The following is a 15210-nucleotide window of genomic DNA, read 5'->3' on the forward strand; positions in this document are numbered from 1 at the left end:
ACTAATGGTGGGTCGCCACCCGCCGCTCTGTAGCCAAGGCGATGTCGGCACAGAACGTGCGTTATGAAGCATTATCCGGTCTTGCAGGTGGGAAAAGGGCGCGGCAGGGCCGCGCCAGGGGAGATTACAGGTAGCGGTTTTCCAAATGCTGACGGAAATAGCGTGGGTTGAGCGCTTCGCCGGTTGCGTTGGCGATCAGCGTCTCGGTCGGGAAACGGCTGCCGTGGCGCCAGATGTTGTGCTGCAGCCAGTGGAACAGCGGCTGCAGGTTGCCGGCGGCGATATCTTCGTTCAGCGAAGGCAGGGCCTGACGCACGCTGTGGAACAGCTGCGCGGCGTACATCGCGCCGAGGGTGTAAGTCGGGAAGTAGCCGAAGGCACCGTCGGTCCAGTGAATATCCTGCATGCAGCCGTTGCGGTAGTTGCCGATGGTGTCGAGGCCGAGGTAAGCACTCATCTTCTCATTCCACAGCGCCGGAATGTCTTCCACTTCGATATCGCCTTCGATCAGCGCTTTTTCAATTTCGTAGCGCAGGATGACGTGAGCAGGATAGCTCACTTCGTCGGCGTCGACGCGGATCAGGCCCGGTTTAACGCGCTGGTTGAGGCGAATGAAGTTGGTCTCTTCCAGCGCCGGCTGTTCGCCAAACTGCGCGGTGACTAACGGACGCAAGATTTTCAGGAATTCATTGCCGCGCGCCAGCTGCATTTCGAACAGCAGGCTCTGTGATTCGTGGATAGCGGTAGAACGGGCCAGGGCGACCGGCTGGCCAAGCAGATCGCGCGGCAGGTTTTGCTCGTAGCGGGCGTGGCCGGTCTCGTGCACGATGCCGAGCAGCGCGGTCAGAAACTCTTTCTCGTTGTAACGCGTGGTGATGCGTACATCTTCCGGCACGCCGCCGCAGAACGGGTGGGCGCTGACGTCGACGCGGCCATTGTCGAAGTTGAAACCGAGCAGTTTCATCACGCTCAGGCTCAGCTGACGCTGGGTGTCCACATTGAACGGGCCTTGTGGCGCCTGGCAGGGCTCATTAGCTTGTTTGGCCACCACGCGCTGCAGCAGATCCGGCAGCCAGGTTTTCAGATCGCCGAAGATGCGGTCGAGATCGCTGCTGCGCATGCCCGGCTCATACAGGTTGAGCAGGGCATCATAGCGGCTTGTGCCGGCCGCCTGCGCGCGGATCTGCGCCTCTTCCCGGCTGAGCTTGACCACCTCGCGCAGGTTGTCGGCGAAGCCGTCCCAATCGTTGGCTGGGCGCTGGGCGCGCCAGGCGTGTTCGCAGCGCGCACCCGCGAGCGACTTGGCCTCGACCAGCGACGCCGGCAGCAGCACGGCGTCTTCATATTGGCGGCGCATTTCGCGCAGGTTGGCGCGGTCGAGTTCGTCCAGCGTCTCTTGCTGCGCGCGATCCAACAGCGCGCCGGTGCTTTGTGCCGTTAAAATCTGGTGCTGCAGCACGCTCAGCTCGGCCAGCGCTTCGGAGCGCGCCTTGCTGCCGCCCGGTGGCATCATGGTTTGCATGTCCCAACCGGCGATGGCGGACAGGTGGCCGAAACGCGACAACCGGCTGAACAGGGCGCGCAGGTGATCGTAAGCAGACGTGTTGGAATGTGCAGATGTCATTATTATTCGGCTCCAATGAGAAGGTCTGGCGGCATTATGCCAGATCGGCTTTTAAACTGAATGTCGGCTTTACCGGCCAGCAGAAACGGAAACTGGCGCCGCCGAGCGAACTGCCTTCGACGAACACCTGCCCCTGGTAGGCGACGGCGATGGAATGGACGATGGCCAGTCCCAACCCGCAGCCGCCGGTAGCGCGATCGCGGCTGGGGTCGAGACGGACGAAAGGTTCAAACACCCGTTCACGCTCTTCCGGCGGAATGCCCGGCCCGTCGTCTTCGACCTGCAAGCAGGCGAGGTCGCCGTCAAACCACAGGCCGACGCGCAGACGCTGTTCGGAATAGCGCAGCGCGTTGTTGACCAGGTTGTCGAGCACGCGCTCCATCAGGCGCAGATCGACGCCGCCGAAGTCGCCGACGTGTGGGATATCGAGCTGGATGTCACGTTCCTGATGAATAAGACGGATATCATCGACCTTGTCCTCAAGCCATTTTGGCAGATCGATGGGTTCAATGTTTAACGCAACCTGCGGGCGGTCCAAACGGGCATAGGTCAGCAGCTCGTCGATCAGCGACTCCAGCTGGCCGATATCGCGGTTCAGCGCCTGCTGCTCGCTTTCGGACAGATTATCGCTCATTTCGAGCCGGTAACGCAGGCGCACCAGCGGCGTTCGCAGCTCGTGCGCGATGCCGTCGATCAGCTGTTTCTTGCTGGCGATCAGGGTGTTGACGCTGTCGGCCATTTGGTTGAACGCCACGCCGAGACGGCTCAGGCTGGATGTGGGATCGAAGTGGGTGCGCTCATCCAGATGCCCGGCGCCGAGCCGCTGGGCGGCGTTTTCCAATTTGAGCAGGTCTTGCCAGTGCGGCCGCATCCACAGAAACACCGGCAGCGCCAGCGACATGCCGATAAACACCAGCAATACCAGATCCAGCAGGCGCATCTGGTGCAGGTAGAACAGATAAGGAATTGGGCCGACCACTAACACGTAGTGGCTGCGCGGAATGCGCTGCATAAAGGTGTACTGATCGTCGAGGGCGATGATTTCCCCCAGCCGCAGCCGTTTTTTCAGATCCTCGCTCAGCGCCTGTTTGCCGAGCGGTTCGATATGCAGTTTGAACGACAGATTGAGATCCAGCGTGGCGATGGTCTTGTTCCAGTCCTTCAACGGGATTTCGCGCAGCTCGCTGCGCATCAGGTACAGCGAACTTTTCATCAGATCGTCCATCGACTGGCGGCCGGCGCGCTCGGCGGTCACCTTGTACACCAGGCCAACCAGCATCGCCATCACCAGAAAACAGACGAACAGCAACAGGAAGAACTGGACGAAAAGTTTTCTCATTGTTGCACCGATGCCCAGGCGTTAGGGGCGAACAGATAGCCTTTATTGCGCACGGTCTTGATGCGGAACGGTTCCAGCGCGTTATCGTACAGCTTGCGGCGCAGGCGGGAGATCGCCACGTCGATGCTGCGATCCATGCCGTCATAGCTTACGCCGCGCAGGTTTTGCAGCAACGCCTCACGATCCATGATCTGCCCGGCGTGGGTCGCCAATTCCCACAACAAATCGAAATCCGAGGTGGACAGGGTGATCGTTTCTTCGCCCAGCGTGACCTGCCGGTTGACCGGATCGATGCACAACAGCCCGAAATGCAGCGCGTTGTGCTGGGTGAGCGGCTGAACCGACTCTTCTTTCGGCTGCTGGCTGTGTTGGCGCAGGTGCAAACGCAGGCGGGCCAGTAACACCGCCGGCGGCGTGGTTTTCAGGATATAGTCGTTGGCGCCCATCTCCAGCGACAGAATATGGTTCATGTCGCTGTCGAGCGAGGTGAGTAGCACGATCGGGCCGGGGAAGGTAGGGCGCAGATCGCGGCACAGCGTCATGCCGTCTTTGCCGGGCAGCATGATGTCCAGCAGCACCAAATCGGGTTGCTCGCGCTCAATGCGCGCCTGCGCGCTGTCGCCGCGCGGTTCGATCAGCACCTCGATGTCGTGTTTGCCCAGATAGGCGGCGATCAGCTTGCCGACTTCAGGATCGTCTTCCACAAAAACAATTTTATGCATATGCCCGTGTTTTAATAAGAAAAGCGGATTTCAGCATAGCGCGGCCTACAGCGATGCGCCATGCGGATCTTTGCCTCAGCGCAGCGGCCGCCCGCCGTCGACGCCGTGGGTGCGGCCGGTCACGTAACGGCTCTCCAGCAGGTAGTTCACCAGATTGACCACTTCGCTCTCGCCCGGCGCGACCTTCATCAGCGATTTCGCCAGCGCTTGTTGGCGGTAGGCTTCATCGTCGCCCGGATTGAAGATGATCAGCGCCGGCGCGATGGCGTTGACCTTCACCTCCGGCGCCAGCTTGCGGGCGAACGATCGGGTCATATTGTCCAGCGCGGCCTTGCTGGCGGCGTAGGCGATATGTTTGTCGCTGCCTTTTTCCACCACGTAGTCGGTCAGATGGATAATGTCAGCGCCTGCCTGGCCCTGGCCGGTCAGGCAAGACTCGAGCAGTTGGTTGAGCAAATAGGGCGTATAGACGTGAATTTGCAGCATCGCCGCCATCACTTGCTCCGGCGGCACTTCCGCCGACTCGGCCTGCCAGGCGCTGGCGTTGTGGATCACCGCGCGCAATTTGGGCGCCACCTGCCGCACCTGGTCGGCGAAACGGTAGATACCTTCGTGCGTGGAAAAATCGCCTTGAATACAACTGGCGCCCAAGGCTTTCAACTCGGTCATCGCCGGATATTCGCTGCGATAGGCGATGATGACGGGAACGCCGCGCTGGAGAAACGCTCTGGCGAGCGCCAGCCCGATGCGCCGCGCGCCGCCGGTAATCAGCACCGGGGCAGAGTTGGGGTGTTCCATTGATTAAAGCTCCTGGACAGACTGGCAAACAATAGGGGAATTATGCCATCATACGGCGGAAAGTCGTTAAAGCTTCGCATGATTATCCATTTCTGGATGTAAGATCCCCAATGCGTTTCAGGTTGCCGCCCGGCGGCGGCTTGAAAGACCACGGGTTAACACTGGCCATGAGAGGAATGAGGGGATGAACAGCAATCACCTTGCATCTATCGCGCGCAGTGAGAAAATCTGTTTCGACTATATGGATTTTCTGTCCGCATCGTGCAGGAAGCACTGGCGCTTTGTTGATGCTATTTATGGTGTGATGCCGATCTTCGGCATGGTGTTGAAATCGCGCGTGACCACGTCACAAACGCGCAAAGAGCAGTTGAAAGAGCTGGCGCTGCAAGTGGTGTCGACACAGGTCAGCGATGAAACCAATATCGTGCGCCTGATTGACCTGGCGCAGCAGCAGGGCCTGACGGTGTTTGATATTCAGTTGCCCTATGCGCTGGAAGCGCAACAGCTGGCGGCCATTCAAAAAGAGTGCGAGAAAGGCATTGCGATCGCCCTGGTGGGTGAGCGCATGACCATCACCATTCCCCCTAAAAGCTGACCGGGTGTACCGACCCGGCCGCCCGTTCATGGTTAGGCAATTGACTTACCGAGATGGCCTAACCATGAACGTGATGTCTCACGCCGCATGACGGCCGGCGTCTAGAGCTGGGTCCCGGCATTCGGGCCGGAGCGCAGGGTATAAATACTGTCTATATGAATTAACACCGCGTACTTCGGCGGCTTCATCCCATTTTTTTCCGCAAACGTCAATGCATCGTCAAACGGCTTGCCCGCCAGAAACAGTTCGGGCGTGCCAACGAAGCGGTAACCGTCCAGCGCTTCGCGATCGATGATCACCACGGCCATTTTCGAGCCGGCCTTGATGTTTTTCAGCGTTTGGCCACCGGTATTTTCGTTGTAAATCAGCGTACGGTCATCATAGAGGCGCAAAGAGCGCTTGGGGCCGATATCGGGAACGCCGTTCGGGCTGCTGGTCGCCTGCACAGGCAGCTGTTTAGCCAGCATCTTCTTCATCTCGTCATTCAATTCATTCATTACAGATGACCCTCAGATTGGTGTGTCACTTTTAATGCAAGGTAGCGGAAGCGTTGGCCGCCGGCGCGCAGACGCTGGTTTCCGGCAGCCGGTGTTCGCGCAGCAAGTGCAGAGTTTCAATCCTGAAACGCAGCAGGTGCCGTTCGGCGATCTGCTGCATCTGTTCGCACAGCGACGTATCGTCCAACAGTTGCTCGATAGCGACTCGGGCCTGATGAACATGCAGCTCGACGCCGCGAAGAGGCTTCTGCCGCAGGCGCAGATGGGTAATGTTGTTGAACGTGACGATCAGCGCGGCAAGGGCAGACTCGAAAATATTCAGCGCTTCAAATCTGGCGGTATATTCCGCATTCAGCCAGGGCTTCTCGGCGATGATCGCCTGAGCCCCCTCCAGCGCCTGTTGATAGCGCGCCATCGCCAGGCGATCGCGCTGCTGATTGAATGCCGTGTTGCCCTCGGCGATCCGTGCTTCCCAAGCAGCAAACAAGGGTAATGCGTGCAGCAGTTTTTCAGCCATGAAATGCCTTCCATTTTCAGCCTGTCTAAACCCGCCTCCTGACGCCTCTCGGCAGGGGGCGCTCGAGCCATACCGTCAATCACAATTGATAATGATAATTAATTGCATTTGAGATCGCAAGCGAAGCCACTGACGGATTAATCACGGGGAGCGGGGTAAGAGGAAGGACGAGCAAATGAAATGCGGCTGACGGGCAGCCGCATGGGCAGGCGATTTTAGTGCAACATAAACCAGCCGGCAGGCAGCGTGGCCACCAGCAGCAAGAAGATGCTGCTTTTTTCCAGGCGATTGAGCAGATTGATATCTCGATGGCCGCGGCGGGCATACATGAACACCAACAGCCCTGGCGCATACAGAAGCACCGACATCAGCAAGTGCATCAGCCCGGAAGCATACAGCAGCCACAGGCCATAGACGCAGGCGCCGGTGGCGGCGAAGATCAGGCGTTTGTCGCGGCGGCGGTAAGCCACCTTGAACAGAAACGCGCCGACCAGGAAGTAAGGCACCAGGATCATCTCTGACGCGATGGTCAACAGCGAGTTGTAGTTGCTGCCGGTCAGCCAAATCAGCACCAGCGCCAGTTGCACCGCGATGTTGGTCAGCCACAGCGAAGAGGACGGGGCGTGATGGCGGTTCTGCTTGCCGAACACGCTCGGAAACGCGCCGTGCTGCGCGGCCAGCAGCGGCACTTCCGCCGCCATGATGGTCCAGCTCAGGTAGGCGCCGCACACGGAAACGATCAGGCCGGCGGCGATGAGCACGTCTCCCCACGGGCCGATCAGTTCTACCATCAGCACCGCCATTGACGGATTGCGCATCTCGGCCAGTTCGCTGCGCGGCACCACGCCCAGCGACAGCAGCGTGACCATCAGATACACCGCCAGCGCCGACAGCACCGCCAGCATAGTGGCGCGGCCCACGTCTTTCTTATTGCGGGCGCGGGCGGAAACCACCACCGCGCCCTCCACGCCGATAAACACCCACAGGGTGATCAGCATGGTGTCCTTGACCTGTTCCCACACCGGTTTACCGAGGGCGATGCCGTTGAAATCCAGTGTGAACACGTCCATTTTAAAGGCAATCGCCGCCAGAACGGCGAACATCCCCAGCGGCAACAGTTTGGCGAGGGTGGCCGCCAGATTGATGCTGGCGGCGGTTTGCACGCCGCGCAGCACCAGCGCGTGCACGATCCACAGCAGGGCGGATTCGGCGATCAGCGCCTGCCAGGTATTGCCGTCACCGAGGATAACGTTGCCGCCGCGATCGGTAAAAATGCTCAGCGCCGCGAACACGATCACCAGATACGAGACGTTGGCGATCACGGCGCACAGCCAGTAACCCCAGGCGGAGCAGAAGCCCACCAGTTCGCCGAATCCTTCTTTGGCGTAGGTGAAGATGCCGCCGTCCAGATCCGGACGCAAACGCGTAAGCAACAGCATGGCGAATGCCAAAAACAGAATGCCGACGCCGGTGATCCCCCAACCCAGCAGCAGCGCGGCGGGGCTGGCGACCTGCGCCATGTTTTGCGGCAGACTGAACACGCCGGCGCCCAGCATCGAGCTGAGCACCAAAGCGGTTAGCGCGGTAAGACCGAGTTTTTTTTCCAATGACGGATCCTGAACGCAGAATAAACAACTGGAAGGGAACTGCTTGGCGGCAACAATGTATTAACAACCACTGCGCGAATAGACAATAGCCCTAAAAATTGGCGCAAATTCTACGGAGGGATGATTAGAGATGCAATGATTGAATATGCGGAATTTACAAAAAACTATTCAACGCGCGATGGAAAAAGCGGCAATAAAAACGGGCAGCTCAAGGGCTGCCCGATGGTAAACCTAAAAACGGGTTTTATTTGAACAGATCGGCGCTGACGGTCAGGTTGCCGCCGCTCTTGTTCTGCCACTGGCGGGTGACGTGATAGTACTTGGCGCCTTTCTCGGCCGCGCGTTTCGCCACTTCGGTGGAGACATCGGTCATGCTGTTGAAGTGGCCGGTGAAGGTGACGGAATCGAACGGCACCATCTGCGCGGCGGTCACGTTGTTCACTTCCTGGATCTTGGTGCCGTTAGGCAGCGTGACGGTATAGCGTTGGCCGGTAGAGGACTGGGTTTCGAAGAAACGGCCCACTTCGCGGCTTGGCGAACCGGAAGACGCGACGCCAGGAATTTCGACTTTCGCGGCTGCGGCGCCGCCGGCGGCCAGGGCGGCGCGGCCGGCGTCAGAATCGGCCGGAATGGCGTCCGGGCTCTGCACGCGGCGTTTCGGCGCATCGGCCTTATAGATATAGGCGGTGACGAACTGGTTGCCGCCGGAGTTGGCGTCAACCTGGCGCACGATGAAGAACGAAGCGGCGCCTTTTTTCTTCGCTTCTTTGGAGATGGCGTCGTTGATGTCCGGCTGGCTGCGGTAGAAGCCGCTGACGCTCACGGTATCGTAAGGCTCCAGCAGGTAGGCTTCCTCTTTAGGCAGTTCGTTCACGCCGTTAAATACGCGGTATTTTGGTGTTTTGCTCACTTCTGGCGCATCTTTATGATAAAGGTCTGCGGTGACGCGCCAGTTGCCGCCGTTGTTGCTGTTGTTGCTGTCCTGGATATAGAAGGAATCGGCACCCAGTTTGTCTGCACGGCGGGATACGGCGTCGACGGCTTCATTGATGGCATTGAAGCGGCCGGTAATCGTGATGCGATCAAACGGCTTCAGCGCCGCTGCTTTCTCAGGAGTTAACTCTTGCGCCGCATGAGCAGACAGCGCGGTGAGTGATAACAAGGCTGACGCGATGATCGTGGTCTTCAGCTTCATAAAAAATCCTTTCGCCTAGCGCATTAACGTTTATAACGTACTGAACTGTTTAAGTGTAATTCAGCCGTCGATTATTACATGTAATTCTGAAAACTGTCTCAGCATTTTATGTTATCCCGTGCGACAAATCGCCGATGGCGACGCGGGTCGCACGGATGGCGCCGCCGTCATAAGTTTCCATAATAACGGCTTTGGTGTCATTAATGTTAATTATTCACAAAATGATAACTTTTATGCTTTTACGCCGCGCGCGGCCATAAATCGTTACGCCGGGCATAAACCTCTTGTCACGCAGAATGTGCTGTTCTGTATGGATTTTTTCACTGTAAATTGCGATTTGTCATATCGCGCGCGGCGTTTTTATGTAAAAACAGGGATGAATGCGTAAGCAATTATGGATCATCGACCTTATTTTCAGTAGGTTATAGTTGGCGCCTGAAATCAGTGCGGGCAAGTTAACGCAACGCTCGCCGGCGGCGCCGTGCTATGGGCAGGAAAATAATAAACATCATCCAAGACAGGTGAGAAGGGAACATTATGCGTATTGGTGTACCAAGAGAGCGGTTGGCCAATGAAGCCCGGGTCGCAGCCACGCCGAAAACGGTGGAGCAACTGCTGAAGCTGGGTTTTACCGTCGCGATTGAACGCGGGGCGGGCAAACTGGCCAGTTTTGAGGACGTCGCCTATGAAGCCGCCGGCGCGGCGCTGGTCGACGAAAGCGAAGTGTGGCAGTCGGATCTGATCCTGAAAGTCAACGCGCCGCAAGACGACGAGATCGCCTTGATGCGTGAAGGCAGCACGCTGGTCAGCTTTATCTGGCCGGCGCAAAACCCCGAATTGATGGCCAAGCTGGCGGCGCGCAACGTCACCGCGCTGGCGATGGACTCGGTGCCGCGCATCTCGCGCGCCCAGTCGATGGACGCGCTGAGCTCGATGGCCAACATCGCCGGCTACCGCGCGATCGTCGAAGCGGCGCATGAGTTCGGCCGTTTCTTCACCGGCCAGATCACCGCCGCCGGCAAAGTGCCTCCGGCCAAGGTGATGATCATCGGCGCCGGCGTGGCCGGCCTGGCGGCGATCGGCGCCGCGGGCAGCCTCGGCGCCATCGTGCGCGCCTTCGACACCCGCCCGGAAGTGAAAGAGCAGGTGCAGAGCATGGGGGCGGAGTTCCTCGAGCTGGATTTTGAAGAGGAAGCGGGCAGCGGCGACGGCTACGCCAAAGTGATGTCCGAAGCCTTTATCAAGGCCGAGATGGCGCTGTTCGCCGCGCAGGCGGCGGAGGTTGACATCATCGTCACCACCGCGCTGATCCCGGGTAAACCGGCGCCGAAGCTGATCACCAAAGAGATGGTGGCGTCGATGAAGCCGGGCAGCGTGATCGTCGATTTGGCGGCGCAAACCGGCGGCAACTGCGAACTGACCGTGGCTGACACCATTACCGTGACCGACAACGGCGTGAAAATCATCGGCTATACCGATCTGCCGAGCCGCTTGCCGACCCAATCTTCGCAGCTGTACGGCACCAACCTGGTCAACCTGCTGAAGCTGCTGTCGAAAGAAAAAAACGGCGAGATTGACATCGATTTCGACGATACGGTGATCCGCGGCGTTACCGTGGTGCGCAGCGGTGAAATCACCTGGCCGGCGCCGCCGATCCAGGTCTCAGCCCAACCGAAAGCGGCGCCCGCCGCCGCACCGGCCGCCAAACCTGAAGCTAAACCGACCTCGCCGTGGCTGAAGTATGGCCTGATGGCCCTGGCGATCCTGCTGTTCGGCTGGCTGGCGGACGCGGCGCCGAAAGAGTTCCTGTCGCACTTTACCGTGTTCGCGCTGGCCTGCGTGGTCGGTTACTACGTGGTCTGGAACGTCAGCCACGCGCTGCATACCCCGCTGATGTCGGTTACCAACGCGATCTCAGGGATTATCGTGGTCGGTGCGCTGCTGCAGATCGGCCATGGCGGCTGGGTGAGTTTCCTCTCCTTTATCGCCGTGCTGATCGCCAGCATCAATATTTTCGGTGGGTTCACCGTCACTCAGCGCATGCTGAAGATGTTCCGCAAGAACTAAGGGGTAACAAATGTCTGGAGGATTGGTTACAGCTGCATACATTGTTGCCGCTATTTTGTTTATTTTCAGCCTGGCGGGCCTGTCGCGGCATGAAACGTCGAAGCAGGGCAACCTGTTCGGCGTCGCCGGCATGGCGATCGCGCTGATCGCCACCATCTTGGGGCCGGATTCCGGCAACGTCGGCTGGATCATCATCGCCATGATCATCGGCGGCTCGATCGGCGTCTATCTGGCCAAGAAGGTCGAGATGACCGAAATGCCGGAGCTGGTGGCGGTGTTGCACAGTTTCGTTGGCCTGGCGGCGGTGCTGGTCGGCTTCAACAGCTACCTGGATCACGGCGCGCCGATGGAGCCGGTGATGGCGAATATCCATCTGACCGAAGTGTTCCTCGGCGTCTTTATCGGTGCGGTGACCTTCACCGGGTCGATCGTCGCCTTCGGCAAGCTGCGCGGCATCATTTCTTCCAAACCGCTGATGCTGCCGAATCGCCACAAGCTGAACCTGGCGGCGCTGGTGATCTCGTTCCTGTTGCTGGTGGCGTTCGTGCGCACCGACAGCGTGGGCTGGCAGGTGATAGCGCTGCTGCTGATGACGGCGATCGCGCTGGCGTTCGGCTGGCATCTGGTCGCCTCGATCGGCGGCGCCGACATGCCGGTGGTGGTGTCAATGCTCAACTCCTACTCGGGATGGGCGGCGGCCGCTGCGGGCTTCATGCTGAGCAACGATCTGCTGATCGTCACCGGCGCGCTGGTGGGGTCTTCGGGGGCGATACTGTCTTACATCATGTGCAAGGCGATGAACCGTTCGTTTATCAGCGTGATCGCCGGCGGTTTCGGCAGTGACGGTTCATCCACCGGCGACGCCGAAGAGATGGGCGAATACCGTGAAACCACGGCGGAAGAAGTGGCCGAGCAGCTGAAGAACTCCACCTCGGTGATCATCACCCCGGGCTACGGCATGGCGGTGGCGCAGGCGCAGTATCCGGTGGCGGAAATCACCGAAAAACTGCGGGCGCGCGGCGTGAAGGTGCGTTTCGGCATTCACCCGGTCGCGGGGCGCTTGCCGGGCCACATGAACGTGCTGCTGGCGGAAGCGAAGGTGCCGTACGACGTGGTGCTGGAGATGGATGAAATCAACGACGATTTCCCGGATACCGACACCGTGCTGGTGATCGGCGCCAACGATACGGTGAACCCGGCGGCGCTGGAAGATCCGCGCAGCCCGATCGCCGGCATGCCGGTATTGGAAGTGTGGAAAGCGCAGAACGTGATCGCGTTCAAACGCTCGATGAACACCGGCTATGCCGGCGTGCAGAACCCGCTGTTCTTCAAGGAGAACACCCAGATGCTGTTCGGCGACGCCAAAGACAGCGTGGAAGCGATTCTGCGGGCGCTGCAGAAGTAGAATTGGGCAACCAAAAAAACGGGCCGCTTAGCGGCCCGTTTTTTATGCACGAAGGTTAATCTTCGTCGTCATGCTCGTCATCTTCATCCGCCTCGATCGGGCAGTTGAAGTTTTCCGGTTTAATCACCAGCAGGTCGCATTTCAGATGATCGATCACATGTTCCGCGGTGTTGCCGATAAAGGCGGCTGAAATGCCTGTGCGGCCCAGGGTGCCCAGCACCACCACGCCGGCCTGCAGATGTTCGGCCAGATCGGGGATCACCTCTTCCGGCAGGCCTTTTTCCACGTGGGTGAACTCTTCCTTAATGCAGAATTTCTGCCGCAGCGCCTTCATGGCGATCAGATGCTGGCCGCGAATGGCGTCGTTGTAGACGCTCGGGTCGAAGTCGGGCAATTCGATGGCTATGTTGATCGGGGTAACGGGATAGGCGCCGACCAGATGAACCTCGGTCTGGTTGACGTTTTGCGCCAGTTCGACGGTTTCTTGCACCAGTTTGATATTGAGCGGGTCGTGATAGGGTTCTTCGCTGGCCAGATTGACCGCCACCAGCGCCTTGCCGCCTTCCGGCCAGGGCTGGTCTTTCACCATCCACACCGGGCAAGGGCATTTGCGCAGCAGGTGCCAGTCGGTGGGGGTAAAGATCACCGACTCCAACCGGTCGTGCTGGTGCGCCATTTTCAGCAGCAGGTCATGTTGACCGGAAAGCACTTCCTGAATGATGGCTTCGAAGGGGCGGTTATGCCAGACCACTTTGATTTCGATCGGCACGCCGTCGTTGAGGTAAAAGCGGCTCTGCTCGTTGATCCAGGCGGCGCGTTGGCTGATCACACCTTGCCGCATCGCCGTTCTTTCATCCGGAGAGAGCAGGGTCGTCATTTCGTAAGAGAAGTCATAGATGGGCAGGAAGGCCTTGATGCGCCCGCCGTTCCGTTTTACCAGGTATACGGCGCGGCGCAATGCCGGCTGATCGTCCTGATTGGGGTCAATAGCCACCAGAAGATTCTGATACTTCGCCATAGGGCCTCCTTACAGCTGAAATCAACAGTCTGTTAATTTACAGAGTAACCCAACATTGAAAAACAGAACAACAACGGAAGCGTGCCGGATCAACAATTTCGGTGAAATGTTGATCCGGCGGGGGGATCAGGCGTTGACGGTCACGTTGATGCGCGGCGTACCGGCCAGCACCGACAGCGCGTCGGCGTTTTCGATGGTGATGTATTTGCCTTTCACGCTGAGGATTTCGCTTTTCTGGAAGCGACCCAGCAGGCGGCTGATGGTTTCCACCGTCAGCCCAAGGTAGTTGCCGATGTCGCCGCGGGTCATGGTCAACCGGAACTCACGCGGTGAGAAGCCGCGCTCCGCAAAGCGGCGCGACAGGTTGTAAACGAACGCCGCCAGGCGCTCTTCGGCGTTTTTCTTCGACAACAGCAGGATCATGTCCTGGTCGCCTTTGATCTCGCCGCTCATCAACCGCATGATTTGCTGACGCAGGTTCGGCATTTTGCCGGACAGATCGTCGAGGGTCTCGAACGGGATCTCGCACACCATCGAGGTTTCCAGCGCCTGAGCGAAGCTCGGATGCTTCAGGCCGCCGATGGCGTCGAAGCCTACCAGGTCGCCCGCCAGGTGGAAGCCGGTGATCTGCTCATCACCTTGCTCGGTGATGGTGTAGCTTTTGATGGTCCCGGAACGGATCGCGTACAGCGATTTCAGCTCGTCGCCGGCCTTGAACAAGGTCTGGCCTTTCTGGATGGGCTTTTTCCTCTCGATAATGTTGTCGAGCTGGTCCAGCTCGTGAGCATTGAGGGTGAAAGGAATGCACAGCTGGCTGATGCTGCAGTCCTGGCAATGGATCGCACAACCACCAGACTGGATACGACGAATCACGCGTTTTTCCGGGATCATAGATTACGCTCATTCAATAATTGATATGAGTCAATTTTAACATCTTTTGCTGCAGCTGATAAGGGTGGCATTAGCATGAATAGGGGTATTGTGTGCGAATTTTGCGCACACATGCCGCCGATTATTCTGTATCGGACTGAAGTTATGAGTATTATTTGTGACTTATGCGTTTTATTCACACAAGTTATTAATAGTGCCCTGCGGGCACGAGCGCGGCGTTGGGCACTGTGCTTTATTAAGCAGCGCCAAACAATGGCGCTGGATAAGCCGATCGCAGCGGCTACAGCAAACTTTTCGGCAGGTAGCCTTCATGCTGCAGCAGCCACTGCTTGCGCTGTACGCCGCCGGCATAGCCGGTCAGCGCGCCCTGCGAACCGATCACTCGATGGCAGGGCACCACGATGCTGATCGGATTTGAACCGTTGGCCATGCCGACGGCGCGCGAGGCGGTCGGACGGCCGATGCGTTGCGCCAGCTGGCCGTAGGTCAGGATCTCGCCACAGGGGATTTGGCGCAGCTGTTGCCAGACGGTGCGCTGGAACTCGGTGCCGGCGGTCATCACCGGCAACCGATCGATAATGCTCAGTTCCCCGGCGAAATAGCGCTGCATGGCGTCGGTCAGCCCGCTGGGATCGCGCTGTTCGCGCAGGGTAAACCGATCGGCGCGGTAGTGGGTGTTCAGCAGCTTCATCAGGCGCGCTTCGTGATCGGTCCAGTCGATCGCCCGCAGGCGCCCCTGTTCATCGGCAATCAGCACCAGTTCTCCCACCGGCGTGGCGGTACGATCAATCAAAAAAGTCTGCATCTGGCTCACTCCTCAGTTTAGTGTGGCGATTATCGCATGAAATGGGAGGGAGCGATGGCGGATTTCGGACATGATGATGGGCAACCGCAGGGTTGCCCGAATAGCCGGCTTACGGTAAGGCGGGGAGTTA

At 58.8% G+C, this 15210-nt stretch carries 15 protein-coding genes; 4 read left to right on the forward strand and 11 right to left on the reverse strand.

All coding sequences use genetic code 11. The features are described from left to right. Window positions 1-124 precede the first annotated feature (124 nt). The 4 genes from ACJ8OK_RS04985 to folM form a co-directional block, all read right to left on the reverse strand. Window positions 125-1624: a carboxypeptidase M32 gene (locus tag ACJ8OK_RS04985; RefSeq protein WP_015377988.1), complete on the reverse strand. Its 1500-nt coding sequence runs from the start codon at window positions 1622-1624 to the stop codon at window positions 125-127. A 34-nt stretch (window positions 1625-1658) separates the two neighbouring features. After that, window positions 1659-2963 carry a two-component system sensor histidine kinase RstB gene (gene rstB / locus ACJ8OK_RS04990; protein ID WP_031299665.1) on the reverse strand — a complete coding sequence of 435 codons (1305 nt, stop codon included), beginning with the start codon at window positions 2961-2963 and terminating at the stop codon, window positions 1659-1661. After that, window positions 2960-3685: a two-component system response regulator RstA gene (gene rstA / locus ACJ8OK_RS04995; protein ID WP_004938307.1), complete on the reverse strand. Its 726-nt coding sequence runs from the start codon at window positions 3683-3685 to the stop codon at window positions 2960-2962. Before rstA ends, rstB begins: the two co-directional genes overlap by 4 nt. A 75-nt stretch (window positions 3686-3760) precedes the next feature. Then, on the reverse strand, window positions 3761-4483 hold the full coding sequence (gene folM / locus ACJ8OK_RS05000; protein ID WP_016927586.1) for a dihydromonapterin reductase: 723 nt from the start codon (window positions 4481-4483) through the stop codon (window positions 3761-3763). 184 nt (window positions 4484-4667) lie between these two features. Here folM and ACJ8OK_RS05005 point away from each other — a divergent pair, with 184 nt between their 5' ends. Continuing rightward, window positions 4668-5078, forward strand: coding sequence for a hypothetical protein (locus tag ACJ8OK_RS05005; RefSeq protein ID WP_033632942.1), 411 nt, complete (start codon window positions 4668-4670; stop codon window positions 5076-5078). 101 nt (window positions 5079-5179) lie between these two features. Here ACJ8OK_RS05005 and ACJ8OK_RS05010 read toward each other — a convergent pair whose 3' ends face one another. From ACJ8OK_RS05010 to ydgH, 4 genes are all read right to left on the reverse strand, one after another. Continuing rightward, window positions 5180-5575 (reverse strand): pyridoxamine 5'-phosphate oxidase family protein, encoded by a 396-nt coding sequence (locus tag ACJ8OK_RS05010; protein ID WP_004938299.1) that lies wholly within the window; start codon window positions 5573-5575, stop codon window positions 5180-5182. Window positions 5576-5606: 31 nt separating this feature from the next. Further along, window positions 5607-6092, reverse strand: a complete 486-nt coding sequence (locus tag ACJ8OK_RS05015) for a hypothetical protein (RefSeq protein WP_033632943.1) — start codon at window positions 6090-6092, stop codon at window positions 5607-5609. 215 nt (window positions 6093-6307) lie between these two features. Continuing rightward, on the reverse strand, window positions 6308-7699 hold the full coding sequence (locus ACJ8OK_RS05020; RefSeq protein ID WP_442530413.1) for an amino acid permease: 1392 nt from the start codon (window positions 7697-7699) through the stop codon (window positions 6308-6310). A gap of 244 nt (window positions 7700-7943) precedes the next feature. Then, the gene (ydgH, locus tag ACJ8OK_RS05025; RefSeq protein ID WP_004938291.1) at window positions 7944-8894 is read right to left on the reverse strand and encodes a DUF1471 family protein YdgH; all 951 of its coding nucleotides are present in this window, start codon (window positions 8892-8894) and stop codon (window positions 7944-7946) included. 118 nt (window positions 8895-9012) lie between these two features. Here ydgH and ACJ8OK_RS05030 point away from each other — a divergent pair, with 118 nt between their 5' ends. The 3 genes from ACJ8OK_RS05030 to pntB all read left to right on the forward strand — a co-directional run bounded on the left by ACJ8OK_RS05030 (window position 9013) and on the right by pntB (window position 12366). Then, window positions 9013-9282: a hypothetical protein gene (locus ACJ8OK_RS05030; protein ID WP_139792486.1), complete on the forward strand. Its 270-nt coding sequence runs from the start codon at window positions 9013-9015 to the stop codon at window positions 9280-9282. A gap of 149 nt (window positions 9283-9431) precedes the next feature. Beyond that, window positions 9432-10961, forward strand: coding sequence for a Re/Si-specific NAD(P)(+) transhydrogenase subunit alpha (gene pntA / locus ACJ8OK_RS05035; protein WP_004938288.1), 1530 nt, complete (start codon window positions 9432-9434; stop codon window positions 10959-10961). A 10-nt stretch (window positions 10962-10971) separates the two neighbouring features. Further along, window positions 10972-12366: a Re/Si-specific NAD(P)(+) transhydrogenase subunit beta gene (gene pntB / locus ACJ8OK_RS05040; RefSeq protein WP_033632945.1), complete on the forward strand. Its 1395-nt coding sequence runs from the start codon at window positions 10972-10974 to the stop codon at window positions 12364-12366. 55 nt (window positions 12367-12421) lie between these two features. On the opposite strand, the gene uspE is transcribed toward pntB, so the two are convergent. The 3 genes from uspE to ogt form a co-directional block, all read right to left on the reverse strand. Further along, complete coding sequence (gene uspE, locus ACJ8OK_RS05045; RefSeq protein ID WP_442530414.1) at window positions 12422-13384, reverse strand: universal stress protein UspE; 963 nt, start codon at window positions 13382-13384, stop codon at window positions 12422-12424. Window positions 13385-13510: 126 nt separating this feature from the next. Then, on the reverse strand, window positions 13511-14275 hold the full coding sequence (locus tag ACJ8OK_RS05050) for an FNR family transcription factor (RefSeq protein WP_004938278.1): 765 nt from the start codon (window positions 14273-14275) through the stop codon (window positions 13511-13513). Window positions 14276-14555: 280 nt separating this feature from the next. Further along, on the reverse strand, window positions 14556-15080 hold the full coding sequence (gene ogt, locus ACJ8OK_RS05055; RefSeq protein WP_004938274.1) for a methylated-DNA--[protein]-cysteine S-methyltransferase: 525 nt from the start codon (window positions 15078-15080) through the stop codon (window positions 14556-14558). Window positions 15081-15210 lie beyond the last annotated feature (130 nt).

The organism is Serratia sp. CY71090 (assembly GCF_052166845.1).
In the GTDB taxonomy this organism is placed as follows: domain Bacteria; phylum Pseudomonadota; class Gammaproteobacteria; order Enterobacterales; family Enterobacteriaceae; genus Serratia; species Serratia nematodiphila.